At 65.0% G+C, this 19,691-nt stretch carries 17 protein-coding genes; 9 read left to right on the forward strand and 8 right to left on the reverse strand.

What is annotated here, in order from left to right; all coding sequences use genetic code 11:
* Nucleotides 1-14 precede the first annotated feature (14 nt).
* The 5 genes from ROZ00_06985 to acs form a co-directional block, all read right to left on the reverse strand.
* Nucleotides 15-2,201: an exonuclease domain-containing protein gene (locus ROZ00_06985; protein MDT3735950.1), complete on the reverse strand. Its 2,187-nt coding sequence runs from the start codon at nucleotides 2,199-2,201 to the stop codon at nucleotides 15-17.
* Nucleotides 2,202-2,209: 8 nt separating this feature from the next.
* Nucleotides 2,210-2,581 carry a response regulator gene (locus ROZ00_06990; GenBank protein MDT3735951.1) on the reverse strand — a complete coding sequence of 124 codons (372 nt, stop codon included), beginning with the start codon at nucleotides 2,579-2,581 and terminating at the stop codon, nucleotides 2,210-2,212.
* The gene (locus tag ROZ00_06995) at nucleotides 2,578-5,343 is read right to left on the reverse strand and encodes a sensor histidine kinase (GenBank protein ID MDT3735952.1); all 2,766 of its coding nucleotides are present in this window, start codon (nucleotides 5,341-5,343) and stop codon (nucleotides 2,578-2,580) included. Before ROZ00_06995 ends, ROZ00_06990 begins: the two co-directional genes overlap by 4 nt.
* 9 nt (nucleotides 5,344-5,352) lie before the next feature.
* Nucleotides 5,353-5,553 (reverse strand): hypothetical protein, encoded by a 201-nt coding sequence (locus ROZ00_07000; GenBank protein MDT3735953.1) that lies wholly within the window; start codon nucleotides 5,551-5,553, stop codon nucleotides 5,353-5,355.
* A 127-nt stretch (nucleotides 5,554-5,680) separates the two neighbouring features.
* On the reverse strand, nucleotides 5,681-7,648 hold the full coding sequence (gene acs / locus ROZ00_07005; GenBank protein ID MDT3735954.1) for an acetate--CoA ligase: 1,968 nt from the start codon (nucleotides 7,646-7,648) through the stop codon (nucleotides 5,681-5,683).
* A 250-nt stretch (nucleotides 7,649-7,898) separates the two neighbouring features.
* Here acs and ROZ00_07010 point away from each other — a divergent pair, with 250 nt between their 5' ends.
* Nucleotides 7,899-8,432 (forward strand): TIGR00645 family protein, encoded by a 534-nt coding sequence (locus ROZ00_07010; protein ID MDT3735955.1) that lies wholly within the window; start codon nucleotides 7,899-7,901, stop codon nucleotides 8,430-8,432.
* 11 nt (nucleotides 8,433-8,443) lie between these two features.
* A complete protein-coding gene (locus ROZ00_07015; protein MDT3735956.1) occupies nucleotides 8,444-9,970 on the forward strand; it encodes a fumarate hydratase in 1,527 nt (508 codons plus the stop codon).
* A 13-nt stretch (nucleotides 9,971-9,983) separates the two neighbouring features.
* On the opposite strand, the gene ROZ00_07020 is transcribed toward ROZ00_07015, so the two are convergent.
* Nucleotides 9,984-11,105 carry a diguanylate cyclase gene (locus ROZ00_07020; GenBank protein ID MDT3735957.1) on the reverse strand — a complete coding sequence of 374 codons (1,122 nt, stop codon included), beginning with the start codon at nucleotides 11,103-11,105 and terminating at the stop codon, nucleotides 9,984-9,986.
* Between the two features lie 10 nt (nucleotides 11,106-11,115).
* Nucleotides 11,116-12,108, reverse strand: a complete 993-nt coding sequence (locus tag ROZ00_07025; protein MDT3735958.1) for an oxidoreductase — start codon at nucleotides 12,106-12,108, stop codon at nucleotides 11,116-11,118.
* A gap of 171 nt (nucleotides 12,109-12,279) precedes the next feature.
* Between ROZ00_07025 and ROZ00_07030 the strand changes: the two genes are divergently transcribed.
* From ROZ00_07030 to ROZ00_07040, 3 genes are all read left to right on the forward strand, one after another.
* The gene (locus ROZ00_07030) at nucleotides 12,280-12,798 is read left to right on the forward strand and encodes a C40 family peptidase (protein MDT3735959.1); all 519 of its coding nucleotides are present in this window, start codon (nucleotides 12,280-12,282) and stop codon (nucleotides 12,796-12,798) included.
* 132 nt (nucleotides 12,799-12,930) lie between these two features.
* Nucleotides 12,931-13,947, forward strand: coding sequence for a Fe(3+) ABC transporter substrate-binding protein (locus tag ROZ00_07035; GenBank protein ID MDT3735960.1), 1,017 nt, complete (start codon nucleotides 12,931-12,933; stop codon nucleotides 13,945-13,947).
* A 219-nt stretch (nucleotides 13,948-14,166) separates the two neighbouring features.
* Nucleotides 14,167-14,361 carry a hypothetical protein gene (locus ROZ00_07040; GenBank protein MDT3735961.1) on the forward strand — a complete coding sequence of 65 codons (195 nt, stop codon included), beginning with the start codon at nucleotides 14,167-14,169 and terminating at the stop codon, nucleotides 14,359-14,361.
* Nucleotides 14,362-14,365: 4 nt separating this feature from the next.
* Here ROZ00_07040 and ROZ00_07045 read toward each other — a convergent pair whose 3' ends face one another.
* Nucleotides 14,366-16,048 (reverse strand): iron ABC transporter permease, encoded by a 1,683-nt coding sequence (locus ROZ00_07045; protein ID MDT3735962.1) that lies wholly within the window; start codon nucleotides 16,046-16,048, stop codon nucleotides 14,366-14,368.
* A gap of 60 nt (nucleotides 16,049-16,108) precedes the next feature.
* On the opposite strand from ROZ00_07045, the gene ROZ00_07050 reads away from it, so the two are divergent.
* The 4 genes from ROZ00_07050 to ROZ00_07065 are packed head-to-tail and all read left to right on the forward strand — an operon-like array spanning nucleotide 16,109 to nucleotide 19,682.
* Nucleotides 16,109-17,173, forward strand: coding sequence for an ABC transporter ATP-binding protein (locus ROZ00_07050; protein ID MDT3735963.1), 1,065 nt, complete (start codon nucleotides 16,109-16,111; stop codon nucleotides 17,171-17,173).
* Nucleotides 17,170-17,886, forward strand: coding sequence for a leucyl/phenylalanyl-tRNA--protein transferase (aat, locus tag ROZ00_07055; protein ID MDT3735964.1), 717 nt, complete (start codon nucleotides 17,170-17,172; stop codon nucleotides 17,884-17,886). The genes ROZ00_07050 and aat overlap by 4 nt, the downstream gene beginning before the upstream one ends.
* On the forward strand, nucleotides 17,883-18,626 hold the full coding sequence (locus tag ROZ00_07060) for an arginyltransferase (protein MDT3735965.1): 744 nt from the start codon (nucleotides 17,883-17,885) through the stop codon (nucleotides 18,624-18,626). The genes aat and ROZ00_07060 overlap by 4 nt, the downstream gene beginning before the upstream one ends.
* A 39-nt stretch (nucleotides 18,627-18,665) precedes the next feature.
* A complete protein-coding gene (locus ROZ00_07065; GenBank protein MDT3735966.1) occupies nucleotides 18,666-19,682 on the forward strand; it encodes a quinone-dependent dihydroorotate dehydrogenase in 1,017 nt (338 codons plus the stop codon).
* The last annotated feature ends 9 nt before the right edge of the window (nucleotides 19,683-19,691 follow it).

The raw sequence follows: 19,691 nt of genomic DNA on the forward strand, positions 1-19,691 counted from the left end.
GGGTGTCGTCCGGGTCAATACTTGATTCTGGCGTAATAGGTGCGCTCCGCCGCCTCGCGCGCCTCGCGCAGGGTGCGGATGCCCATTTCGTTCAGCAGGGGGATCATCCTGAGGAATACCTCGCCGGTGACGATGGCGTCGCCCAGCGCGGTATGGCGGCCGATGACGTTGATGCCGAGTCGCGCGCAGATCGCTTCCAGCTTGTGCGACTCCTGGTTGGGATGGATCACCGCGGAGAGCAGCAGCGTGTCGAGCACCGGGTGGCGGAAGCGGATGCCGGTCGCCTCCTCCTTCAGCTGCAGGAAGCGCATGTCGAAGGCGGCATTGTGCGCGACCAGCACGGTGTCCTCGCTGAAGGCATAAAAGGTCGGCAGCACCTCCCCGATGGTCGGTTGGCCGGCCACCATCTCCTCGGTAATGCCATGGATGGGGATGCCCTCCGGCCGCAGCGGCCGACGCGGGTCGACGATCTGGTCGATGCATTCGCTCCTGAGGAGGCGGCCGTTGACGATGCGCGTCGCGCCGATCTGGATGATCTCGTCCCCGGCGGAGGGCTCCAGCCCGGTCGTCTCGGTATCGAAGACGGTGTAGGTCAGTTCGGTCAGCAGGCGGTCGTCGAGGGCGCGGCTTTCCTCGGTCTGCCGGAACAGGTTGAAGTCGTAGTACTCGGGGCGGCTTTCCGCGTGCAGCAGCGCCGCGGGCTCGACGGTTTCCTGCGGCAGGGCGGATGGCAGCAGCATGCGGATGAAGGCGCGGTGCGAGGCCTTCTCGCGCTCGAACCAGATCTCGCCGCCGTGGCGCTCGATCACTTCGCGCAGGGTGAGCGGACTGTTCTCGCCCGCCACGTTCATCGGATCGATCTCCCACGCCAGCAGGGTCTGGCTGCCGACCACGGCGCCTGACCAGACCAGGTCGAGGTGCACCAGGCGGCCGTCCGGCAGGAGGCGGAAGCGGATTTCCCGGATGTCGTATTCGTCATGCAGGCGGGACGCCAGGTAGGTCACCGCCTGCAGCAGCGAAAAGCTGTCCACCTTGACCCACACCCCTTCGGCGACCTCGTCGAGCTTGGTCGGCAGGCCCAGCTTCTTCTCGATGCGCCGCTGCGCCGCCGCGATGAAGTCCTCGCCCAGCATGTCCTCGAGCGGCCAGCGCGCCTTGAGGGCGTCGGAGAATTCGTTGACGGTCTGGTCGAGCCGCTGGCCCATCGCCGCCACCTCGTCGCGGACGATGCCGACGAAGCGGTCGCGCTGTCCGACGTCCATGTCGGGGTAATCGAGCAGGTTCTCGACGGCGGCGCGGATGTTGCCGAGCGAGGCGCGGCTGCCCTCGGTGAGGGACTGCAGCAGGGCGTCGCGCCGGCTCTCCATCTCGAAATTTCGCGTGATGTTGTCCAGCATGAGGACGTAGCCGGCGATGCTGCGCTCTCTCTCCGCCCCGCCGTCCCGTGCCGCCCCGAGCACCGGCGCCATCTGCACGCGGATCAGCTGTCCGGCACGACTGGCGGTGACGAAGTTGGCCGTCGGCTGCTGGCTGCCGCGCGCCAGGCGCTGCTGGATGTTCTCCAGCGCGTGGGTGATCAGGTTGCGCTCGAGGATGGCGAAGATCGAGCGCCCCAGCCCGATCAGGACGCCGTCCTGCGCAGACTGACTTTCGCCTGCCAGCGCCTTGAACTGCAGCCGGGCGCGGTTGTTGTAGAGGAGGATGCGGCCGTCGAGGTTGCAGACCACGACGCTCTGCGTCAGCTCCGACATGAGGGCCGCCAGCCGGTTCTTTTCCTCCTCGATGGAGGCCTTGGCCTCCCGTATCCTGCCCTCGACGTCGCGCTGCAGGGATTCGCGCTGCTCGGCCAGGGCGTTGACCACCTGGGCCAGGGTCCTGATTTCCGGCGCCCCCAGTTCCTGCAGGCGCAATCCGGGATTGGCGTTGACCATGACCAGCGCCTGCTCGCGCAGCGCCAGCGGCGCCAGCGCATAGGCCCGGTAGACGGCGTGCACGATGAGGCCGAGCACGAACCAGGTCATCAGGATGATCAGGATCGACAGCTCGATGCGCGGCTGCAGGATGGCCAGGAAAGCCTGGCGTTCGGCCTCCTTCATGTCGGCCCACAGGACCGTGCCGAGCGCGCTGAACAGCAGCACAAGCAGGAGATAGACGCTGCCCAGGATGAGCGCGAGCTTGAGCTTGCCGGATTGCGCCGCCATGAAAGGTCTCAGGATTCGCCGAGTATCTGCCTTACCTGGGCGATCAGATCCTTGGTCGAGAATGGCTTGGTCATGTAGGCATCCGCGCCCAGGGCGGTGCCCTTGGCGACTTCGGTGTCGCGCCCCTTGGCCGTCAGCATCACGATCTTCACCGATTGCCAGGCGGGATTGGCACGGATCGTCTGGCACACCTCGAAGCCGTTCTTCTTCGGCAGCATGATGTCCAGCAGCACCAGGTCGGGCCTGCTTTCCTCGACCGATCTGAGCGCCGCCTCCCCGTCCGACGCAACGGCCACCTCGAAGCCTTCCCGCTTCATGAGGAACTCAAGTGAAACCACGATGTTCGGCTCGTCGTCGACGATCAGTATCCGTTTCGTCATTTTTCCGCTCTCTCCTCCTGGCCCATGCCTTCCCTGTTCAGTGGCAGGATAAATGAAAATGTCGCGCCCCTGCCAGAACTGCTTTCCACCCACAACCGCCCGCCGAAATGCTCGATGATCTGCCGGCTGATCGGCAGGCCGAGTCCGGTGCCCTGCGGCTTGGCAGTCATCGTGTCGCCGACCTGGCGGAACTTCTCGAAAATCGTGTGCTGGTCCGCCTCGGCGATGCCCGGGCCGTTGTCCTCGACATCGACCCGCACCGCATCGGAGCCGGCCGACAGCCGCACCGTCACGCAACCCCGGTCCTCATCGCAGAATTTGACCGCATTCGCCAGCAGGTTCAGCATGACCTGAATCAAACGATCGCGATCCGCCCTTACGCGAGGCACGCCCTCGGCGAGCCGTTTCTCCAGCCGGATCCGCTTGTCGCCGAACAGCGAGGAGGTGGCGGCCAGCGATTCCTCGATGACCTCGTGCAGGTCGATGTCGGCAGTATGCCATTCCGCATTGCCCGACTCGATCTTGGCCATGTCGAGCACCTGGTTGATGAGCCGGGTCAGGCGCTCGGTTTCCTTGACGATGATGGCCAGGAATTTCCTGCGGTTGGCCAGGTTGGTCTTCGGGTCTTCCAGCAGGATTTCCGAAAAGGCGCGAATCGACGTCAGCGGCGTGCGCAGCTCGTGCGTCACAGTCGACATGAAATCGTCCTTCATGCGGTCGAGTTCCTTCAGCCGCTCGTTGGCCGCGCGCAGCTCGGCGGTCGCCGCCTCCAGCTCGCGCGATTTCTGCTCGAGCTGGCGCGAATAGGCGCGCACCTGCGAGGCCTCGTCGAGGATGTTCATGACCTCGTCGATGCCGAGCGGCTCCTCCTTCACGACCGACGCCACCATCACCCGCGCGGACGCGCCGCCGATGGCGCCCGCCAGCAGGGTTTCGGCGTAATGCACCAGGTCGGCGTTCGCCTGCAACTGATCGAGCGAGGCCAGGCCGCGCCGGCGGGCATAGGCGAGAAACGCCTCGCGCGCCCGCTCCGGGCCGAGGAAACGGCCGATCAGCGGCAGGAGGTCCTGCACCTGGGCGCTGCCGCGCCAGAAGCGCGAGCGCTCGGCGCCTTCGGTATGCCGGAACACATCCACGAACAGCGTGCCCTGGCTGGTTTCCACCACGTCCGGCCGCTTGCGCAACGAGACGGCGACATAGCAGCCGATATTCGCCAGCATGCTCCAGAACAGGCTGTGGGAGATCTCGTCGAGGCCGGCCAGGCCGAACAACTGCTGCGGCCTGAGCAGCGCGACGCCGAACAGGCCTTCGCTGATGAAATCCAGCGACAACCATCCCGACTTGGCGAAGGACGGCAGCAACAGGGTGTAGATCCACACGGCAAAGCCGGCCAGCAGCCCGGCGATGGCGCCCTGCCGGGTGCCGCCCTTCCAGTAGATGCCGCCGAAAATCGCCGGCGCGAACTGCGCCACGGCGGCGAAGGAGATGAGGCCGATGCCGACCAGCGCATAGGCCTCGCCGGCGGCACGGAAGTAGATGTACCCCAACAGCAGGATGACGGCGATGGCCCAGCGGCGGATGGACAGCAGCAGCCACGAAAGGTCCTGCTCTTCCTGCAGCCGCAGGGCCTTCCAGCGCAGCAGCACCGGCATCACCAGGTCGTTGCAGACCATGGTCGACAAGGCGATGGTCTCGACGATGACCATGCCGGTGGCGGCGGACAGGCCGCCGATGAAGACGAACAGCGCGAGGGCCTCCTGGCGCTCGGCCATCGGCAAGGTCAGCACGAAGGTGTCGGCGTCGACGCTGCCGTCCGGAAAATGCAGCATGCCGCCGACGGCGATGGGCAGGACGAAGATGTTGATGAGGATGAGATAAAGCGGAAACAGCCAGATCGCCCGTGCCAGGTGGCGCTCGTTCACGTTTTCCACCACGGCGATCTGGAACTGCCGCGGCAGGAACATGATGGACAGCATGGAGAGAAAGGTCAGCGACCACCAGCTGCCGTAGCTGGCGCCGTTGTCCGCCACCGTCATCAGCGATTTCAGCTTCGGCACCGCCTCGGCCCGGTCGAAGATGTCGCCGAAGCCGTTGTAGATGCCGAAGGTGACGAAGGCGCCGACGGCGACGAAGGCCAGCAGCTTGACCAGGGACTCGAAGGCGATCGCCGCCACCATGCCCTCGTGCCGCTCCGTGGCGTCGAGATGCCGCGTGCCGAACAGGATGGTGAACGCCGCCAGGATCATGGCGATGTAGAGCGCGCTGTCCTGCAGCAGCGGCTGCGCCCCCGCCCGCGCCGGCATGACGATCTCGGGGTAATGCAGCAGGATGGTGAAGCTGTTGGACACCGCCTTCAGCTGCAGGGATATGTAGGGAATGATGCCGATGACCGCAATCACGGTGACGAGGCCGCCGAGCAGTTGGCTCTTGCCGTAGCGCGAGGAAACGAAGTCGGCGATGGAGGTGATGCGATTGGCCTTGCTGATGCGGATGATCTTCAGCATGACGAACCACCACAGGCCGGCCATCAGCGTCGGCCCGAGGTAGATGGGCAGGAAGCCGATGCCGGTCGAGGCGGCGCGGCCGACGCTGCCGTAGAAGGTCCACGTCGTGCAGTACACCGCCAGAGACAGCGCGTAGATCGTCGGATTGGCGATCACCGAGCGCCCGGCGTCGGCGCGCTTGTCGCCGAAGTAGGCGATGGCGAACAGCACCCCCAGGTAGGCGAAGGAGACGCTCGCGATCACCCAGCCCTGGAGCATCGCCGGCCCCTAGTCCCTGCGGCGTTCGATGGCCAGGGCCATCAGCCCGATCAGGATCGCCCAGACCACGAACAGGTAGAGATAGAGGAGCGGGATGTCGAACAGCTCGCCCGGCTTGTTGAAGAGGGCAATCAGCGGATAGTTGAACAGCACGCAGCCCAGCAGGAATACCGCCGCCAGGCGCTGGCCCGTGATGATGGCGCGATTCATGGCTCTCCCCCCTGACGCATATCCGGCGTCGATGCCGCTTCGATTATAGCGTGCGCCCCTGCAACCCATTCGGCGAGGCAAAAAAAAGGGCGCCGCAGCGCCCTTTTGGATTGATGCGCATCCGCGCTCAGGCCGCCGGCTCCTTCAGCTGCTGGAGGATGGCGGGGTTCTCCAGGGTGGTGATGTCCTGGGTGATCTCCTCCCCCTTGGCGATGGAGCGCAGCAGGCGGCGCATGATCTTGCCGGAGCGCGTCTTCGGCAGGTTGTCGCCGAAGCGGATGTCCTTCGGCTTGGCGAGCGCGCCGATCTCCTTGGCGACATGCACGCGCAGCGCATCGGCGATCTTCTTGGCATCGGCGCCCGACGGACGCGCCTGCTTGAGCACGACGAAGGCGCACACCGCCTCGCCGGTCAGATCGTCGGGCCGTCCCACCACGGCGGCTTCCGCCACCAGCGGGTGCGCCACCAGCGCCGACTCGATTTCCATCGTGCCGAGGCGGTGGCCGGAGACGTTGAGCACGTCGTCGATGCGGCCCATGATCCAGAAATAGCCGTCCAGGTCGCGGTTGGCGCCGTCGCCGGCCAGGTAGTACTTGCCGCCGAAATCGTCCGGATAGTAGGACTTCTTGAAGCGATCGGGATCGCCCCAGATGTTGCGAATCATCGACGGCCACGGCTTCTTGATGACGAGGAAGCCGCCCTTGCCCAGTTCGACGTCGGCGCCGGTCTCGTCGACGATGGCGGCCATGATGCCCGGCAGCGGCAGCGTGCACGAACCCGGCTTGGTGGGCGTGGCGCCCGGCAGCGGGGAAATCATGTGGCCGCCGGTCTCGGTCTGCCACCAGGTATCGACGATCGGGCAGCGTCCGCCGCCGACGGTGTTGTGGTACCACATCCAGGCTTCCGGGTTGATCGGCTCGCCCACCGTGCCGAGGATGCGCAGGCTGGACAGGTTGTAGTTCTTCGGCAGGTCGGCGCCGGCCTTGATCAGCGAGCGGATCGCCGTCGGCGCCGTATAGAAGATGCTGACTTTGTGGTCCTGGATCATGCGCCAGAAGCGGCCGGCGTCCGGATAGGTCGGCACGCCCTCGAAGATCACTTCGGTGGCGCCCATCGCCAGCGGGCCATAGGTCACATAGGTGTGGCCGGTGACCCAGCCGACGTCCGCCGTGCACCAGAAGACGTCGTTCGACTTGATGTCGAACACCCACTTCATGCTCATGACCGCGCCCAGCAGATAGCCGCCGCTGGAATGCTGCACGCCCTTCGGCTTGCCGGTCGAGCCGGAAGTGTAAAGGATGAACAGCGGATGCTCGGCGCCGACAAAGGTCGGCGGGCACTCGTCGGCCAGGCCCTCCTCCAGTTCATGCCACCAGATGTCGTGCGCGGCGTTCCAGGTCACCTCGCCGCCGGTGCGCTTGTAGACGATGACCTTCTCGATGGAACCGCAGCCCCCCATGCCGAGCGCCTCGTCGACGGCCGGCTTGAGCGCCATTTCCTTGCCGCCGCGGTACTGGCCGTCGGCCGTGATGACCAGCCGGGCCTTGGCATCGATGATGCGCTCCTGCACGCTCTTCGCCGAGAAGCCGCCGAACACCACGGAGTGGATCGCGCCGATGCGGGCGCAGGCCTGCATGGCCACCACCGCCTCGATCGACATCGGCAGGTAGATAAGCACGCGGTCGCCCTTCTGCACGCCCAGCTTCTTCAGCCCGTTGGCGAAGCGGCAGACGCGGTGATAGAGCTCCTTGTAGGTGATCTTGGTGACCTGGCCGTTGTCGGCCTCGAAGATGATGGCCGTCTTGTGGGGTTTCGATTCCAGGTGCCGGTCGAGGCAGTTGTAGGAAACGTTGATCTCGCCGTCCTCGAACCAGGTGTAGAAGGGGGCGTTGGATTCATCCAGCACCTTGGTGAACTGCTTGTGCCAGATCAGGTTGTCGCGGGCGATCTTGCCCCAGAACCCCTGGTAGTCCTTTTCGCTCTTGGCGTACAGCTCCCGGTAGGCATCCATGCCCGACACGTTCGCCTGGGCGACGCACTCGGGGGGCGGCGGGAAAACGCGGGTTTCATTCAAGACCGATTCGATCGTGGACATCTGGACCTCTCCTCTATCTAGCTAGTACTGGAATGTGGCGGCGAAACCGCCTGCAAAGCACCCTCGGGGGCTGAATTCGCCTTGGCCTTGTTGGGACGGATTATTTCCTTGAATCAGCCCATTTTAGCGAAAGATGCAATTTATAGACAAAAGCTTACGTCCTACTTACAGGACGAAAATCGGTTCGCGCCCCCTGCCGCATTGCAGCATGGATGCTAGAATTTTGCATTCTCCAAGCCCTCTCGAAAACATGCAAAAATCCGCTCCCCGCTCCATCAAGGCATTGGAAGGCTTCATTTTCTGGAGCCGCTGGCTGCAGGCCCCGCTCTATCTCGGGCTCATCATCGCCCAGGGTGTCTACGTCTATCAATTCATGATCGAACTGAGCCACCTGGTGGGCAAGGTGGGCGGCCTGACCGATACCGACGTGATGCTCATCGTGCTCGGGCTGATCGACGTCGTGATGATCGCCAACCTGCTGATCATGGTCATCATCGGCGGCTACGAGACCTTCGTCTCCCGCCTGGACCTGGAAGGCCATCCGGACCAGCCGGAATGGCTTTCCCACGTCAACGCCGGCGTGCTGAAGATCAAGCTGGCGACTGCCATCATCAGCATCTCGTCGATTCACCTTCTGAAGACCTTCATCAACGCAGGGAATCTGGAGGACCGGGCCATCCTCTGGCAAGTGGTGATCCACGTCACCTTCCTCGTCTCGGCGCTGACCATGGCCTGGACCGACAAGATCATGACCAGTTCGCTGCTGATGGCGAAGAAGCATTGAAAGGACACTGCATGGCAACCATCCGCCAGGAAGACTTCATCCGGAGCATCGCCGACGCCTTCCAGTACATCAGCTACTACCATCCCGCCGACTACATCAAGGCGCTTTCCGCCGCCTACGAGCGCGAGCAGAGCCCGGCCGCCAAGGACGCCATCGCCCAGATCCTCATCAATTCCCGCATGTGCGCCGAGGGCCACCGTCCGATCTGCCAGGACACCGGCATTGCCGTGGTCTTCCTCAAGGTCGGCATGAACGCCCGCTGGGATGCCGCGATGAGCGTGCAGGAGATGGTCGACGAGGGCGTGCGCCGCGCCTACAACAACCCGGACAACAAGCTGCGCGCCTCCGTGCTGCTCGATCCGGCCGGCGCCCGCACCAATTCCAAGGACAACACGCCGGCCGTGGTGCATACCGAAATCGTGGCGGGCGACCACGTCGAGGTGATCTGCGCGGCCAAGGGCGGCGGCTCGGAGAACAAGTCGAAGATGGTCATGCTGAACCCCTCCGACTCGATCGTCGACTGGGTGCTGAAGACCGTCCCGACCATGGGTGCCGGCTGGTGCCCGCCCGGCATCCTTGGGCTAGGCATCGGCGGCACGCCGGAGAAGGCCATGCTGCTGGCCAAGGAGTCGCTGATGGCACCGGTGGACATGCACGAACTGATCGCGCGCGGCCAAAAGGGTGAAAAACTCAACCGCATCGAGGAACTGCGCCTGGAGCTGTATGAAAAGGTCAACGCCCTCGGCATCGGCGCCCAGGGACTCGGTGGCCTCACCACCGTGCTCGACGTCAAGATCCTCGATTACCCGACGCACGCGGCGTCCCTGCCGGTGGCGATGATTCCCAACTGCGCGGCCACCCGCCATGCCCACTTCCATCTCGACGGCTCCGGACCGGCGAAACTCGACCCGCCCAGCCTGGCCGACTGGCCGCAAATCACCTACGACGCCAGCAAGGGCAAGCGCGTCGACCTCGACAAGGTCACGCGTGAAGAAGTTGCCAGCTGGCAACCGGGCGACGTCCTCCTCCTCAACGGCAAGCTGCTCACGGGACGCGACGCCGCCCACAAGCGCATGGTCGACATGCTGAACAAGGGCGAGAAGCTGCCGGTGGACTTCACCAACCGCTTCATCTACTACGTCGGCCCGGTCGATCCGGTGCGCGACGAGGTCGTCGGACCGGCCGGCCCGACCACCGCCACCCGCATGGACAAGTTCACCCGCCAGATGCTCGAGCAGACGGGCCTGCTCGGCATGGTCGGCAAGGCGGAACGCGGGCCCGCCGCCATCGAGGCGATCCGCGACAACCGGGCGGTCTACTTGATGGCCGTCGGCGGCGCCGCCTACCTGGTCTCGAAGGCCATCCGCGCCGCGCGCGTGGCGGCGTTCGCCGACCTCGGCATGGAGGCGATCTACGAGTTCGAGGTGAAGGACATGCCGGTCACGGTAGCGGTCGATTCGAAGGGTAACTCGGTGCACCAGACCGGCCCACTGGAGTGGCAGGCGCGGATCGGCAAGATTCCGGTGGTGAGGGGCTGAGGGCTGGACCGTCTCAGCCGAGATTCTTCAGCCTGGCTTCGGCGTTTTCCGCATCGATGCCGAGCTTGAGTTCGGCATCGATGAGCTTGAGCAGCGGCATGAGCTGGGCGGCGATCGCCGCCAGATGCGGCTTGATGCCCTCCGCATCGCCCGAATGCAGCAAGGCCATGGCGTCCTCGATCCCCAGGCCGGGCAGCGGAGCCTCCTCGATCGCTTCGGGCGCGATCGGCTCGGCTGCGATTTCCTCTTCCTGCACGGCCCTCCCCTCGGCCAGTTGCAGGAGATGGGTCATGGTCTGCCATTCATCGTCCCTGCTGTTGGCGAAGCCGAACTTCAGCCGGACCTCGACGCGCTCGCCGCGATAGCTGATCGTTGCATTGCGGATGGTCTGGTCCAGCCGGTTGGCGAAGGCGCGGGCATCCTCGAGCCCGATGCCGGGGCAGACCACCGTGAACTGCGCCGGGCCGGTCTGCGAAACCGTATCTTCCAGCCGCACCCGTTTGGAGAGCACAGCCCGAAACTGCCGGATGAGTTGGTCGCCGATGGCGCGACCCAGCTTGCCGACAAAGGCATCGAAGTCATCGATCTCCACGACGATGACACTGATCTCGCCGCCGTGCCGCTGCGCCAGCGCCAGCGCCTGCCGGCCCTGCTGCTTGAGGTATTCCCCGGTGGGAAGCCCGGATTCCGGGTCGACCATGACCTGCTTGGCCATGGCCTCGAGCTCGCTTTGCGTCTGCGCCAATTTGACCAGGGCTTCGAGGCGCGAGACCAGTTCGACGGTGCCAATGCCCTTGGTAATGAAATCCGTCGCACCGTTTTCCTTGGCCCGATTGCGTGCGGACTCATCCTCGTCGCCGGAAATCATGATGACCGGCATCTCGCGGATGCGGGCGATGTTCGACTCACGCACGCGCTTGAGCAGGCCGTAGCCGTCGAGCTTCGGCATGGTGAGATCGGAGATCAGCACCTGGATGGACGGATCCAGCATCAGCGTCTGCCAGCCGGCCTCCCCGTCGCCTTCTTCCCGCGGATCGAACCGCCCCTTGATGTGCTTGACGATGGTCGCGCGCACCATGCGCGAATCGTCGACGATGAGCACGCGCGGCAGGGCGGGTGCGGCTGTCTCGCTCATTGCAGAAGAATCAGCCGGCGCAATCGACCACGACGCGCCCGTGCGCCTGGCCCTTGATGAACTCGTCGAAAACCGGCGGCAGGTCGGCCAGCTTGACGGTGCGCGTCATGCCGGCCAGGTGCGCCGGACGCATGTCGCCGGCGAGGCGCTCCCATACTTTGCGGCGCAGCGGCATGGCGGTGTAGCCGGAATCGATGCCGAGCAGACTCGCACCGCGCAGGATGAAGGGCGCCACGGTGGTGTTCAGGCTCATGCTCGCGGCCAGGCCGATGCTGGCGATGACGCCGTTCTGCTGCATGGTGCTGGCGATCCAGGCCAGCACGTCGCCGCCGAGATTGTCCACGGCACCCGCCCACAAGGTCTTGTCGAGCGGCTTGATCTTGGAAAGATCGAGACTGGCGCGCAGCATCACTTCCTTCGCACCCAGCCCCTTCAGGTAATCCGCCTGGCTTTCCTTGCCGGTGAGCGCAACGACTTCATAGCCCAGCCGGGCCAGGATGTCGATGGCGATGCTGCCGACGCCGCCGGTGGCGCCGCTGACGATGACCCTGCCGTTGGCCGGCTGCAGGCCGTTCTCCTCCATGCGCACCACACCCAGGGCGGCAGTGTAGCCGGCCGTGCCCAGCGCCATCGACTCGAACAGGGACATGCCCTTGGGCAAGGGCACCACCCAGTCGGCCGGCACGCGGCCGTACCCGGCATAGCCGCCATGATGCGCCACGCCGATGTCGTAGCTGGTGGCGATGACCTGGTCGCCCTCCTTGAAGCGGGCGTCCGTGCTTTTCGCAACGGTGCCGGCCATGTCGATGCCGCCGATGCAGGGATAGCGGCGGATGATCCGCCCGGCGCCGGTGGCGGCCAGGGCATCCTTGTAGTTCACGCTGGAATAGGCGACCTTGATCGTCACCTCCCCTTTGTCGAGCCGGTCTTCTTGGAAGTCGGTGAAACCGGCAACGGTCTTGCCCTCTTTCTGGTCGATCAGATAGGCCTTGAACGGACTCATGGGGATCTCCTGTCGTATTACGCGCCAGTGGCGAGGCTTTCGGGAATTGAATCGATTATACCCAATTGCATTGCAATTTCTCTTTATCCGTCATAAGGCTGCCCCTTGTTCTTCAAGTCGAAACGCATAATCCGCTTTACAAAGCCAGACTCGCCATCTATAGTCAAATCCATGAATTTTCGAAAGATTGCCTTCGGCTTGAGTTTGCTGGCCCTGGCCTCTCCCTCCTTCGCCTCGGAGCATGTCTACAACGAGCAGCGGGAGGAGACATTGTTTGGCCGCTATGCCACGAATGCCCAGGAGCTGGTGTTGCGCGCCCTGACTTTCGTCGGAGTCAATTATCGGCGCGGAGGCGAGTCCCCTGAAACCGGGTTCGATTGCAGCGGCCTCGTTCGCCATGTTTTCCGGGAAAGCCTGGGGCTGGTGTTGCCCCGGACCTCCCGCGACATGAGCCGAATCGGGGAAACCGTGCATCAGGACGAACTGCAGCCCGGGGATCTGGTGTTCTTCAACACTCTGCGCCGGGGCTTCTCCCACGTCGGCATCTATCTGGGCGAACACCGTTTCGTGCATGCGCCCGCCTCGGGCGGGGAAGTGCGGGTGGAAGACATGCGCCAGCGCTATTGGACACGACGCTTCAACGGCGCCCGCAGGATCGCGGCAGCCGGCACCCCGCCTTCGTCAAACTAGTTCTCCCAAGTCCCACCCCGATGTACAGGCCGGCCAGCGCCTCCTTATTATTACTGTTAATGCGAATGATTTGCATTCGTTTAATATCTTTGATAGGATCCAGCCCATACAAATTCGTTCAACGGAGCCGTCATGAAATCGATACGCCTAGGCCTGTTTCTGCTTGCGTCCGCCGGCGCCCTGCCTGCACTCTCCCAGGAAAAGGCGCTCAATCTCTATTCGGCACGCCACTATCAGACGGATGAAGCGCTCTATGAGAACTTCACCCGGCAGACGGGCATCAAGATCAACCGCATCGAGGGCAAGGAAGACGAACTGCTCGAGCGCATCAAAAACGAAGGCGCCAACAGCCCGGCCGACGTCTTCATCACGGTCGACGCCGCACGCCTCGCCCAGGCCGACGCGCTGGGACTGTTCGCCCCGGTGAAATCGAAAACGCTGGAGGAACGCATCCCCGACAACCTGCGTTCCCGCGACTGGTTCGCCTTCTCGACCCGCGCCCGCGTCATCATCTACAACAAGGCTTCGATCAACCCGGCCGACGTGCAGAACTACGAAGATCTCGCCAGCCCGAAACTGAAGGGCAAGGTCTGCGTGCGTTCCGGCGCCCACCCCTACAATCTCTCGCTCGGCTCGGCCCTGATCCACCATCTGGGCGAGCAGAAGACCGAGGAATGGGCCAGGGGCCTGGTGGCCAATTTCGCCCGTGCGCCGAAAGGCGGCGACACTGACCAGATCAAGGCGGTATCCGCCGGCGAATGCGGCGTTGCGATCTCCAATTCCTATTACATCGCCCGCCTGCTCCGCTCGGACAAGGAGGCGGACAAGAAAGCCATGGAGAAAGTCGGCGTGATCTGGCCCAACCAGAAGAACTTCGGCACGCACATCAACGTCTCCGGCGGCGGCATGCTGAAAACCGCGCCGCACAAGGAGGCCGCCGTGAAGTTCCTCGAATACCTGGCCAGCGACGAGGCGCAGGCCTATTTCGCCAACGGCAACAACGAGTGGCCTGCCGTGAAGAGCGTCAATGCAAAAAACCCGGCGCTGGAGTCGCTCGGCGCCTTCAAGTCCGACAGCCTCAACGTCGGCACGCTGTCCAAAAACACCGCCCTGGCCCAGAAGGTATTCGACCGCGCCGGCTGGCGGTAGGAATCCGTCCTACAAGGAGACCGGGCGCTGACGGCGCCCGGTTTTTTTTCATTTCGGAAACGACTTGAAGCTCGCCGGGTAACCTCCTGTTTACATGCCGATGTAAGCACAACCCACTGAGCCGATTGAAAAATTTTAGGAGGAAAAGCCTAGAACCGACTCATGCCGGCAACAATCTCAGTCGTTAATACGATCACAAGGACAACATGGAGATTGGCCATGGCGGCAACGGCTCACGGCAAGGTCATGAAGGTGACGGCACCGAATTTCCACGACGAAGCCTTGTGGCGCAAGCGGGGTTCGAAGTGGACCTGCATCAGCGCCGGACCGGTCTTGCACTGGATGATCGGCAAGCCCTACCACGAGGTATCCCGCTACATCGAGCGCAAGGGTTGGCGGGTGATCTGGGGCTAGCCTCCTAGCACCCCTGCGCCGTTTTACCTTTCGCGATCTGCCGCGACACCGCAATCAATGGCAGGACGCCGACAGCGACAATCGCCAAGGCGGCCGTCGAAGCTTCCGCCAGTCTTTCGTCCGACGCCAGCGTATAGGCTTGCGTCGCCAGCGTATCGTAATTGAATGGGCGCATCACCAGCGTCGCGGGCAATTCCTTCATCACATCCACGAACACCAGCAGGCCGGCCGTCAGGAGGCTGCCGCTCAGCAGCGGCAGATGCACCCGCCGGAGCGTGGCGCCCTGCCCCAGGCCCAATGAACGGGCGGCGTCATCCATGCTCGGCGTGATCTTGCCGAGGCTTGCCTCCACTGTCTGCAGGGCAATGGCAAGGAAGCGCACAAGATAGGCGTAGACCAGCGCTGCAATCCCGCCGGTGAGCAGCAGGCCGGGATTTGCGCCCGACCAGGAGGCAATCCATCCGGCCAGCCAGTTGTCCAGCCTCGTCACCGGAATCAGCACGCCGACGGCGATCACCGAGCCCGGCACGGCATAGCCCAAGCCGACGAAACGGTTCAACAATTGCGGCCAGCGAGAGCGGGACATTCGCGCAGCGTAGGCCAGCAGCAGGGCAAACCCGACCGCCAGCAGCGCGGTCAGCGACGCCAGCGTGAAACTGTTGCCGGCCAGTTGCGCGAAGCGCACGCCGAACTGCGCGTCACCTTCGCTCAGCGCCATTTTCAGCAGCAAGCCGGCCGGCAGAAGAAACCCCAGAAGCAGCGGCAGGACACAGGCAAGCAACGCGCCTGCGGCCCGGGCGCCGGACAGGCGGCGTCCGGGATGCGGGCGGTTGCGCCCGGTCGTATTGTGGAAGCGCGCCCGCCCGCGGCTCATGCGCTCGAGCAGCAGCACCAGCACGACGAAACCCAGCAGCGCCACGGAAAGCTGGGCGGCGGCGGCCCGGTCGCCCAGCGAGAACCAGGCGCGGTAGATACCGGTCGTAAAGGTCTGCACGGCGAAATAGGCCACCGTGCCGTAGTCCGCCAGCGTCTCCATCAGGGCCAGCGCGGTACCCGCCGCGATGGCCGGCCTTGCCAGCGGCAGCGAGATACGGAAGAAACTGCCCCAGGCACCCAGGCCGAGCGAGCGGCCGACCTCCAGCATGCCGCTCGCGCGCTCCATGAAAGCCGTGCGGGCAAGCAGGTAGACGTAGGGGTAGAGGACAAAGGTGAACATGACGACAGCGCCGCCGAGCGTGCGCACGTCGGGGAACCAGTAATCCCCCCTCTGCCAGCCGAAGCTCTCGCGCAATCCGCTCTGCAGCGGGCCGACGAACTGCAGCAGGTCCGTGTAGGTATACGCCATGACGTATGCCGGCACGGCCAGCGGCAGCACCAGCGCCCACTCGAAGAGGCGCCGGCCGGGAAACTCGTGCATCGTGACCAGCCAAGCGGTTGGAACGCCGACGGCGATGACGCCGCAACCCACGCCGAGGCATAGCCACAGGGTGTTGGCGACGTACTCCGGCAGCACGGTGGCCGCCAGGTGCGCCCAGGTGTCGCCGGTGCCGCCGGCGAACAGGTTGGCCCAGACGCTGGCGATGGGTGCCGCCGCCAGGACGGCAATGACCAGCGCCGCCAGGGCAAGCGCACTCCATCCGCCGAAGGCGAAACGGAAGGAAGGCAGGGTTATCGTGGTGGCTTGCATCGGATTCGTGCGCCAGACGGTTGGCTGACGCATAATACGAATTGTAATCGATTAGCCTATATGCCCCTGCTCGAACTCAAGAACATTTCCCATGCCTACGGCAACCACGCCGTGGTGATCGATCTTTCCTGCGCCCTCGAGAAAGGATCGATCGGCTGCCTGCTTGGCCCTTCCGGTTGCGGCAAGACGACGGTACTGCGCGCCATCGCCGGTTTCGAGCACATCAGTTCCGGTGAAATCCACCTCAACGGAGCGCCCGTCAGCAGCCCCGGGCGGCATGTGCCGCCGGAACAGCGCCGCATCGGCATGGTCTTCCAGGACTATGCCCTGTTCCCGCACTTGAGCGTCGCCGACAACATCGCCTTCGGCCTGCGCCATGCCGGCGAAGCGGAACGACGCACGCGCATCGAGGAACTGCTCGTCACGGTGGGCCTCGCCGGGTCCGGCGGCAAGTATCCGCACGAACTTTCCGGCGGCCAGCAGCAGCGCGTCGCGCTGGCCCGCGCCCTGGCGCCGAAGCCCCACCTGCTGCTGCTCGACGAACCCTTCTCGAACCTCGATGTCGACCTGCGCGAGCGGCTCTCGCTGGAAGTGCGCGACATCCTCAAGCAGTCCGGCATCACCGCCATCCTGGTCACCCACGACCAGCACGAGGCCTTCGCCGTGGCCGACGAGATCGGCATCATGCACGAGGGGCGCATCCAGCAGTGGGACACGCCGTACAACCTCTACCACCGCCCGGCCAATCGCTTCGTCGCGGATTTCGTCGGACAGGGCGTCTTCCTGCAGGGCGAGGTGATCAATTCGCGCGAGGTGCGGATCGAACTGGGCACCCTGTCCGGCTCCATCCCGACCGACTGCATCGCCGGCTGCAGGCAGTGCGGCAAGGACTGCCGCGTGTCGGTCCTGCTGCGGCCGGACGACGTTGTGCACGACGATGCGGCCGCCACGCAGGCCGAGGTCGTGGCGAAGGCCTTCCGCGGCGCCGAATTCCTCTACACCCTCAAGCTGCCCAGCGGCAAGCGCGTGCTGTCGCTGGTGCCCAGCCACCACAACCACGCCATCGGCGAGAAGATCGGCATCCGCCTGGATGTAGACCACGTGGTCGTTTTTCGCAACGCATGATTCCCTGGCTGGAAGGCGATGCGCCGTTTCCGCCCGTGGAGAAGGCGCTGCGCCGCCCCAACGGCCTGCTCTGCGCCGGCGGCGACCTGTCGCCGGAGCGTCTGCTGGATGCCTACCGCCACGGCATCTTTCCCTGGTTCTCCGCAGGCGAACCCATCCTCTGGTGGAGTCCGGACCCGCGCATGGTGCTGTTTCCGGCGGAACTGAAAATCGCGCGTTCGCTCGCCAGGACGCTGCGGCGCGGAGGCTACGAAATGCGACTCGACACGGCCTTTGCGACGGTGATCCGCGAATGCAGCCTGCCGCGGCCGGGCCAGGACGGCACCTGGATCACCCCGGAAATGCAGCAGGCCTACGTCCGCCTGCACGAACTCGGCCATGCCCATTGCGTCGAGACCTGGATCGACGGCAAGCTCGCCGGCGGGCTGTACGGCATGGCGATCGGACGCGCCTTCTACGGCGAATCGATGTTCACCCGCGTCACCGACGCCTCGAAAATCGCCCTCGCCCACCTGGTGCGCTATCTTGAATGCCGCGGATTCGCCGTGATAGATTGCCAGATGAAAACCGCGCACCTGGCGTCGCTCGGCGCACGCGAAATCCGGCGGCGCGAACTGGCGGGCGGCCTGGCAACCTGGACCCGCGAAGGCCAGGGGCCCGGCATGTGGCCGCGGGACGGCGCGAAGAATCTGTTTGGTGTGGACAACACATGAGCCTGCTGAAGGACCTGCCCTTTCCCCTGCTGCAGTTCTACGCCACCGCGCCCTACGCCTGCTCGTACCTGCCCGGCCGCGTCGCCCGTTCGCAGGTCGCCACGCCCAGCCACCTCATCGACGCCCGCATCTACAGCGAACTGGTGCGCTCCGGCTTCCGCCGCAGCGGCATCTTCACCTACCGTCCCTATTGCGATGCCTGCCGCGCCTGCGTCCCCGTGCGCCTGCCGGTCGGCCGCTTCGCGCCGAACCGCGCCCAGCGCCGCTCGGCAGCGCGCCACGACGGCCTCGTCGCCAGCGAACTGCCGCTGGCCTTCCGCGAGGAGCACTACGAGCTCTACCAGCGCTACCAGGCCTCGCGCCACTCCGGCGGCGGCATGGACCAGGACAGCCGCGAGCAGTACGCCCATTTCCTGCTGCAAAGCCATGTCGACAGCCGGCTGGTCGAATTCCGGCAGGACGGCATCCTGCGCATGGTGAGCATCGTAGACGTGCTCACTGACGGGCTATCCTCGGTCTACACCTTCTTCGACCCGGACGTGCCCGGCGCCAGCTTCGGCACCTGGTGCATCCTCTGGCAGGTGGCCCAGTGCCGTTCCCTCGGCCTGCCCTACCTCTACCTCGGCTACTGGATCGGCGAAAGCCGCAAGATGGCCTACAAGGCGAATTTCCGCCCCATCGAGGGACGCGTCGGCGGCGCCTGGCGCGAGCTCGACGACGAAGACCTGCTGCGCCGCTAGCCGGCCGGGCCGATCGGCGCCTTGCGTTAGAATCGCGCCATGCTCTACGAATTCGCCCGCCCCTTCCTCTTCGCGCTCGACGCCGAAACCGCCCACGACCTGACCCTCGCCAGCCTGCGCACCGCACGTGCGCTGCACCTGCCCGTTGCCTGTGCCGCGCCGGCCGGCAAGCCGGTACGCGTGATGGGTCTGGAATTCCCCAACCGCATCGGCCTGGCCGCCGGCCTCGACAAGAACGGCGAGTGCATCGAGGGGCTCGCCGCACTGGGCTTCGGCCACATCGAGATCGGCACGGTGACGCCGCGCCCGCAGGCCGGCAATCCGAAGCCGCGCCTGTTTCGCCTGCCGCAACGGCGGGCCATCATCAACCGCATGGGCTTCAACAACCACGGCGTCGACGCCCTCGTCGCCAACGTGCAGCGCGCCGCCTGGAAAGGCATTCTCGGCATCAACATCGGCAAGAACTTCGACACGCCGATCGAGCGCGCCGCCGACGACTACCTCGCCTGCCTGCGCAAGGTGTACGCTCATGCCAGCTACGTGACGGTGAACATCTCCTCGCCCAACACCAAGGACCTGCGCCAGCTGCAGGGTGAATCCGAACTCGACGGCCTGCTCGCCCCGCTCAAGCGCGAGCAGGAGTCCCTCGCCCAGCAGCAAGGCCGCTACGTGCCGCTGGCACTGAAAATCGCGCCGGATCTGGACGAGGCGCAGATCCTCGTCATCGCAGATTCCCTGCGCCGCCACCGCATCGACGCGGCCATCGCCACCAACACGACGGTCTCGCGCGCGGGCGTCGAACACCTCGCCCATGCCGGCGAGGCCGGCGGCCTCTCCGGCGCGCCGGTCTTCGAGAAGGCCACCCACGTGCTCGACGCCCTGTCCCACTACCTCGGCAATGAGATCCCGCTGATCGGCGTCGGCGGCGTCATGGACGGGAAGGCGGCACGCGCCAAGCTGGAGGCCGGTGCGCAGCTGGTGCAGCTCTACACCGGCCTCATCTACCGCGGCCCGGCGCTGGTGAAGGAAGCCATCGAGGCGACGCGGGATTTCTGAGGAGAGCAC

Source organism: Denitratisoma sp., assembly GCA_032027165.1.
Classification (GTDB): Bacteria; Pseudomonadota; Gammaproteobacteria; order Burkholderiales; family Rhodocyclaceae; genus Desulfobacillus.

Coding starts and splice junctions, on each gene's coding strand:
- ROZ00_06985 (MDT3735950.1), bottom strand. CDS start 2,201: ATGGCGGCGCAATCCGGCAAGCTCAAGCTCGCGCTCATCCTGGGCAGC.
- ROZ00_06990 (MDT3735951.1), bottom strand. CDS start 2,581: ATGACGAAACGGATACTGATCGTCGACGACGAGCCGAACATCGTGGTT.
- ROZ00_06995 (MDT3735952.1), bottom strand. CDS start 5,343: ATGCTCCAGGGCTGGGTGATCGCGAGCGTCTCCTTCGCCTACCTGGGG.
- ROZ00_07000 (MDT3735953.1), bottom strand. CDS start 5,553: ATGAATCGCGCCATCATCACGGGCCAGCGCCTGGCGGCGGTATTCCTG.
- acs (MDT3735954.1), bottom strand. CDS start 7,648: ATGTCCACGATCGAATCGGTCTTGAATGAAACCCGCGTTTTCCCGCCG.
- ROZ00_07010 (MDT3735955.1), top strand. CDS start 7,899: ATGCAAAAATCCGCTCCCCGCTCCATCAAGGCATTGGAAGGCTTCATT.
- ROZ00_07015 (MDT3735956.1), top strand. CDS start 8,444: ATGGCAACCATCCGCCAGGAAGACTTCATCCGGAGCATCGCCGACGCC.
- ROZ00_07020 (MDT3735957.1), bottom strand. CDS start 11,105: ATGAGCGAGACAGCCGCACCCGCCCTGCCGCGCGTGCTCATCGTCGAC.
- ROZ00_07025 (MDT3735958.1), bottom strand. CDS start 12,108: ATGAGTCCGTTCAAGGCCTATCTGATCGACCAGAAAGAGGGCAAGACC.
- ROZ00_07030 (MDT3735959.1), top strand. CDS start 12,280: ATGAATTTTCGAAAGATTGCCTTCGGCTTGAGTTTGCTGGCCCTGGCC.
- ROZ00_07035 (MDT3735960.1), top strand. CDS start 12,931: ATGAAATCGATACGCCTAGGCCTGTTTCTGCTTGCGTCCGCCGGCGCC.
- ROZ00_07040 (MDT3735961.1), top strand. CDS start 14,167: ATGGCGGCAACGGCTCACGGCAAGGTCATGAAGGTGACGGCACCGAAT.
- ROZ00_07045 (MDT3735962.1), bottom strand. CDS start 16,048: ATGCAAGCCACCACGATAACCCTGCCTTCCTTCCGTTTCGCCTTCGGC.
- ROZ00_07050 (MDT3735963.1), top strand. CDS start 16,109: ATGCCCCTGCTCGAACTCAAGAACATTTCCCATGCCTACGGCAACCAC.
- aat (MDT3735964.1), top strand. CDS start 17,170: ATGATTCCCTGGCTGGAAGGCGATGCGCCGTTTCCGCCCGTGGAGAAG.
- ROZ00_07060 (MDT3735965.1), top strand. CDS start 17,883: ATGAGCCTGCTGAAGGACCTGCCCTTTCCCCTGCTGCAGTTCTACGCC.
- ROZ00_07065 (MDT3735966.1), top strand. CDS start 18,666: ATGCTCTACGAATTCGCCCGCCCCTTCCTCTTCGCGCTCGACGCCGAA.